Genomic DNA, 5,458 nt, shown 5'->3' with positions numbered 1-5,458 from the left:
TTCGAGTGGAAGTGGGACGTAACTGCGCGGGTTCGCAGAAACTCGCGAACGATAGCGTCGCAACACGCGCGTACGTGGAGCATCAACCCGTGAGGGACAACCGCATTCGCAGACTGGCGACCATCAAACGCCTTATGCGGCCGCCAGCACAGCCTCGCGTTTGATCCGGCAAGACCACTGCCGTCTACCGATCGGCTCCGGCCCACCCCTTCCCTCATACCCCCACGGGTACTTGCATACCCCCCTAGGTATGTGTCACAGTAGGGATGTACCCGCCAGAAAGGACCGCCATGTGCTACCCCGTCCCGTGCCCGGCATGCGGTAAGACCACCTGGGCTGGCTGCGGTCGACATGTCGACAGCGTTATGAAGAACGTTCCGCGGTCGCAGCAGTGCTCCTGCTCCATGGAGACACCCGCCCCAGCTACACGCGACAACTTCTTTCGTTCCCTGTTTCGTCGCTGACCCCCACCCCAACAGCACTCCACTGCATTTCGCAGGAATCTCTGGGCGTCTTCAACGCTTCTGAATACCCCCACCCGTATTAGGAGAAGTAATTGTGACCAAGCCCGCTACCGCGGCGGCCACCGGCCGCCACGACCGCCATCGGCCACCGGCACCCGGCGCACTAGGCCGCCTGGGAAGCACGATGGTCGCCCGCCGCAGGTGGGTGTTCGGCATCTGGCTGATCGCCCTCGTTGCCCTGGGATCGGCTGCGCCATCGGTGTTCTCATCCTTGGCCGGGGCCGGCTGGCAGGCCAACGGTTCCGAATCCGTCCAGGTCCGCGAGCTCGCCCAGCAGCATTTCGGTGGTAACTCCTCTGCGGCAGTGCAAGTGGTCGTTCACTCCGACACCGCCACGATCGAAGACGCAGCGGTGCAGCAGACACTCACCGACGTCGCGGCCGTATTCGACGGTGACACTCGCTTCGGCGAGATCATCGCCCCCCAGCCAGGCATGACCATCAGCCCCGACGGCCGCACCGGCATCCTCATCGCCGGCGCAAACGCAAGTACAGATGACATGGTCAAAGCCGTCGACGAGGTCAAAGGCGAACTGACCGAACTCTCCGGCGACGGCATCGAGGTCTACCCGACCGGGTCCTCCGCACTGTGGTCGGACTTCAACAAAGCCAACCACGATGCCATGATCCAAGCCGAATTGTTCTCCTGGCCGGTCACCTTGGCGATCATGGTGCTCGCGTTCGGATCGCTCGTCGCCGCAGGACTGCCGCTGCTACTCACCGTCGCCGGACTCGTCGCATCCGCCGGTGGTCTCGTGCTGCTCAACGGCGTCACCCCGATCTCGGTGTGGGCGATGAACTTCGCGATGATGTTCGCGCTCGCCCTCGGCATCGACTACGCCCTCTTCATCGTCGCCAGGTTCCGCGACGCACTACGCAACGCCGATCCCCGTGCCGCCGTCGCCGAAACCATGGACACCGCAGGCAAAGCCGTGGTCCTGTCCGGTCTGACAGTCCTGGTGAGCCTCTCGGCAGTGCTTCTCGTTCCCGCACCGGCCGTGCGGACCATGGCCGTCGGCATCATGCTCGCTGTCACGTTCGTGCTGATCGCCACCATGACCCTGCTCCCCGCAACCCTGGGGGCACTCGGCTCCAAGGTCAACGCCGCATCCCTGCCCTACGCCAAACGCCAGCAGCACCGCTCCCCGAAATTCGCAGCCTGGGGCGAACTACTCCACAAGCATCCCTGGCCGTTCGCACTGGTCTCCGTCGGCATCCTCATCGTCCTGGCACTGCCGGTCCTCGGACTGAAAGTCGCAATGCCCTCGATCACCGTCGTCCCAGAAGATGCACCGGTTCGCCAAGGCTACGAGCTCGTCCAAGCCCAGTTCGGCGACGGCGCACCCGGCGCACTGCAGATCGTCGTCCCCTCTTCCGACGCCGCCGCGACCGCCACCGCAGCCAGCAGCGTCGACGGGATCTCGATGGTGACTCCGCCCCAGCCTGCCGCGGACGGCTCGAACTACTCACTGCTACAAGCGCTTCCCGCCGTGGACCCCTCCGACGAGAGTATGGGCACCATCCTCGGTGACCTGCGCGCGCAGCTCCCGGAGTCGGCATTGGTCGGCGGGGCACCGGCGGAGAACCTCGATCTGCAGCAAGCCCTCAACGACTACCTGCCGCTGGTGATCGGGATCATCCTCGCGCTCGGTTTCATCCTGCTGCTCGTTGCACTGCAGGCACCGCTGATCGCGATCCTCGGCACCGCCGTCAGTCTGCTCTCGACCGCAGCCGCATTCGGAGTAGCGAAGCTGATCTTCCAAGACGGACACGGTGCATCACTGCTCGGCTTCACCCCACAGGGGTTCCTCGACGGCTGGGGACCGGTGTTCTTCTTCGCGATGATCTTCGCCATCGCCATGGACTACACCGTGTTCCTGCTCGCCACCGCCAAAGAGCACTACGAGAAGACCGGCGACCCGAAAGCCGCCCAGGTCGACGGCCTCGCCCACTCCGGCCGCGTCATCTTCGCCGCCGCCGCGGTCATGGTCGCCGTGTTCTTCACCTTCGCACTCTCCGATCCGCTCCCACCGAAAGAAATGGGCATCATTCTCGGTGTCGCGGTACTGCTCGACGCCTTCCTGATCAGGCTCATCCTGCTGCCGGTCCTGCTGCGTCTGACCGGTCACGCCGCATGGTGGTCACCAGCCTGGCTGCGCAAGGTGCTGCCCTCGATCAGCTTCTCTCACTGACACCCTCACCACACCCAACGGAGCAATCATGACCGATCCGAACACAACCCACTCGGCGGCATTCACAGGATGGCCGATCGAACGTATCGTCCCCGCCCTTGCTGCCGGTGTCACCGCCACCGGTCTGGCACTCGGCGAATTACACGCACCGCAATGGCGACTACTCAGCGCGTTCGCTGCCGCCAACCTCGCCCTCTACGCAGCGGTTGGCTGGTGCCCGGCCAGCGCACTGCTCACCAAAGCGGGCGTGCCGAGTATTCGCCGGCCCCGAATCGGGTAGGCCCACACCACCACAGTTCGACCACCGAAAGGAATTTCCCTCATGAACATCGCACTCTCGACCACTCTGACCGACACCGACTTCGACACCGCAGTCGACTCCGTCAAATCAGCCCTGTCCGACCAAGGCTTCGGTGTTCTCACCGAAATCGACATGCAGGCCACGTTGAAGGCCAAACTCGGCGAAGACATGGAGCAGTATCTGATCCTCGGTGCCTGCAATCCCACCCTCGCGCACCGCGCCGTCGGAGTCATGCGCCAGATCGGCTTGCTGCTGCCGTGCAATGTCGTCGTCCGCGCCGACACCGCCACATCCGGATCGGTGATCGTCGAAGCGATGAACCCCGACATCATGGTCCAAGCGACCGGAGAACCCGCCCTCTCCGATGTCGCGGCCGAGGCCACCACCAAGCTCCAGGCCGCCATCGACGCACTCGGTGGCCAGGACACAGCCCACAGCTGATGACCCTGGCACTGGCACTGGTCCTCGGCGTCGCCGTCGGCATCCTGCTCGGTCTCCTCGGAGGCGGCGGGTCGATTCTCGCGGTCCCGGTTCTCGTCTACGCCCTCGGAATGGACCTGTCGGAGGCGATACCGACATCGTTGCTGGTGATCGGTGTCGCCTCTGCGACCGGGGCCATCCCCAAGGTGCGGGCGCGGCTCGTCGAGTGGCGGCTGGCGGCGATCTTCGCGGCCACCGGCATTGTCGGCACCGTGGTCGGCAGCGCCCTGGGCAGACATCTGCCCGAGGCGGCCGTGATGATCGGCTTCGCAATCGTCATGATCATTGCCGGGGCGCGGATGCTGCGCAGCGCCGACGATGTCGGAACTGCATGCAAGACAGGGGATTCCGGGATCGACTGGCGGCGATGCGCACCACGGTCCATACCGACAGGGTTCGGGGTCGGTGTCCTCACCGGACTGTTCGGCGTCGGCGGAGGATTTCTGATCATCCCCGCTCTGGTGCTGTTGCTGGGAATCGAGATGGGTGTCGCTGTCGGAACGTCGCTGGTGGTCATCGTCGCAAACTCCGCCGCCGGACTGATCGCTCAGGCCGACGGGCTCGGCGGGAACTGGGCACTGACAGCCGCGTTCGCCGGTGCTGCGATTGCAGGCTCGCTGGTCGCCGGGCGACTGAGCACACGCATTGATACCGACAAGCTGCGCACGTGGTTCGCCTACCTGGTGTTCGCCGTCGCGGGCTACGTACTTGTCGACACCCTCGTTCTTTCATGACCGAACGCACACACCGACCCGATGCCCCCAGGGGTAATCTGAAACCACTACCACCCTCACACCCTCAGGAGACCGCAATGGTCGGCGACGAAGACAGCATCGCATTGGTACTCAACCGGCTGCGCCGCGCACACGGCCAACTCGCCGGAGTGATCGGCATGATCGAGAACGGACGTGACTGCAAAGACGTCGTCACCCAACTCGCCGCCGTCTCCCGCGCCCTCGACAAAGCCGGATTCAAGATCGTCGCCACCGGCCTCCGCGAATGCATGACCGGCGACACCGCCGACAACAAAGAACCCATGACCGAAGCAGAACTGGAAAAACTCTTCCTCGCACTGGCCTGAACGAGGACGTTTCACGTCAGAAACGAGGCCGACCCGACGACACCGTAGGAGTACCCCGTGAGCGCTACCGATCCAGACATCGCCATCATCGAAACGTCGAGCCTCGGCGACCGCAGCTACCTGATCAGCCACGACGGCATCGCCGTCGTGATCGATCCCCAACGTGACATCGACCGCGTCCTGGCACTGGCCGCGGAGAAGAACGCCGCGATCACCCACGTACTCGAAACCCACATCCACAACGACTACGTCACCGGCGGCCTCGAACTCGCACGCGCTACCGGAGCCGAATACGTTGTGCCCGAGGGTGACCCGGTCGAATTCGAGCGACGGGCAGTGGGGGACGGCGATGTCGTCGACGCGGGATCGGCGACGTTTCAGGTCATGCACACCCCGGGCCATACACATCATCACGTCAGCTACGTACTGCAACTCGGAGACGAACCGATCGCGATCTTCACCGGCGGCTCGATGCTCTACGGATCCACCGGCCGCACCGACCTACTCGGCTCCGAACACACCGACGAGCTCACCCATGCCCAGTTCCACTCGGTCCGTCGAATCGCCGCCGAACTCCCCGCCGACGTCGAGGTCTACCCCACCCACGGATTCGGTAGCTTCTGCTCCGCGACCCCCACCAGCGGCGACTCGTCGACCATCGGTGAACAGCAACAGTCCAATCCCGCGCTGACCCAGGACGAACAAACCTACGTCGACGAGTTGATCGCAGGATTGTCGGCCTACCCCGCGTACTACGCCCACATGGGCGTCATCAACACCGAAGGTCCGGCCCCGATCGATCTGTCCACCCCGGAGCCTGTCGATCCCGACGAACTACGCAGGCGCATCGACGATGGCCAGTGGGTCGTCGACCTCCGCGC

General features: G+C 64.4%; 7 protein-coding genes. All 7 read left to right on the top strand.

The window, feature by feature from the left end; all coding sequences use genetic code 11:
• The first annotated feature begins 266 nt into the window (after positions 1-266).
• Entirely contained in the window at positions 267-464 is a 198-nt protein-coding gene (locus tag ACODSO_RS28935; protein ID WP_489040046.1) for a hypothetical protein, read from the top strand.
• Between the two features lie 184 nt (positions 465-648).
• Positions 649-2,715, top strand: a complete 2,067-nt coding sequence (locus tag ACODSO_RS28930; protein WP_230074946.1) for an MMPL family transporter — start codon at positions 649-651, stop codon at positions 2,713-2,715.
• Positions 2,716-2,743: 28 nt separating this feature from the next.
• Complete coding sequence (locus ACODSO_RS28925; protein WP_032401340.1) at positions 2,744-2,995, top strand: YgaP-like transmembrane domain; 252 nt, start codon at positions 2,744-2,746, stop codon at positions 2,993-2,995.
• A gap of 42 nt (positions 2,996-3,037) precedes the next feature.
• Complete coding sequence (locus tag ACODSO_RS28920) at positions 3,038-3,457, top strand: DUF302 domain-containing protein (protein ID WP_008720026.1); 420 nt, start codon at positions 3,038-3,040, stop codon at positions 3,455-3,457.
• A complete protein-coding gene (locus ACODSO_RS28915) occupies positions 3,457-4,230 on the top strand; it encodes a sulfite exporter TauE/SafE family protein (RefSeq protein WP_032401339.1) in 774 nt (257 codons plus the stop codon). Before ACODSO_RS28920 ends, ACODSO_RS28915 begins: the two co-directional genes overlap by 1 nt.
• A 77-nt stretch (positions 4,231-4,307) precedes the next feature.
• The gene (locus tag ACODSO_RS28910) at positions 4,308-4,577 is read left to right on the top strand and encodes a metal-sensitive transcriptional regulator (RefSeq protein ID WP_032389200.1); all 270 of its coding nucleotides are present in this window, start codon (positions 4,308-4,310) and stop codon (positions 4,575-4,577) included.
• A 57-nt stretch (positions 4,578-4,634) separates the two neighbouring features.
• A partial coding sequence (locus ACODSO_RS28905; RefSeq protein ID WP_489040045.1) for an MBL fold metallo-hydrolase occupies positions 4,635-5,458 on the top strand: 824 nt, incomplete at its 3' end.

The organism is Rhodococcus sp. FG69, from assembly GCF_057808915.1.
This window is presented reverse-complemented; position numbering and strand designations above follow the sequence as displayed.

What these genes read in the sequence shown, in the direction of transcription:
- ACODSO_RS28935 (WP_489040046.1), top strand. Translation starts at nt 267, where the DNA reads ATGTACCCGCCAGAAAGGACCGCCATGTGCTACCCCGTCCCGTGCCCG.
- ACODSO_RS28930 (WP_230074946.1), top strand. Translation starts at nt 649, where the DNA reads ATGGTCGCCCGCCGCAGGTGGGTGTTCGGCATCTGGCTGATCGCCCTC.
- ACODSO_RS28925 (WP_032401340.1), top strand. Translation starts at nt 2,744, where the DNA reads ATGACCGATCCGAACACAACCCACTCGGCGGCATTCACAGGATGGCCG.
- ACODSO_RS28920 (WP_008720026.1), top strand. Translation starts at nt 3,038, where the DNA reads ATGAACATCGCACTCTCGACCACTCTGACCGACACCGACTTCGACACC.
- ACODSO_RS28915 (WP_032401339.1), top strand. Translation starts at nt 3,457, where the DNA reads ATGACCCTGGCACTGGCACTGGTCCTCGGCGTCGCCGTCGGCATCCTG.
- ACODSO_RS28910 (WP_032389200.1), top strand. Translation starts at nt 4,308, where the DNA reads ATGGTCGGCGACGAAGACAGCATCGCATTGGTACTCAACCGGCTGCGC.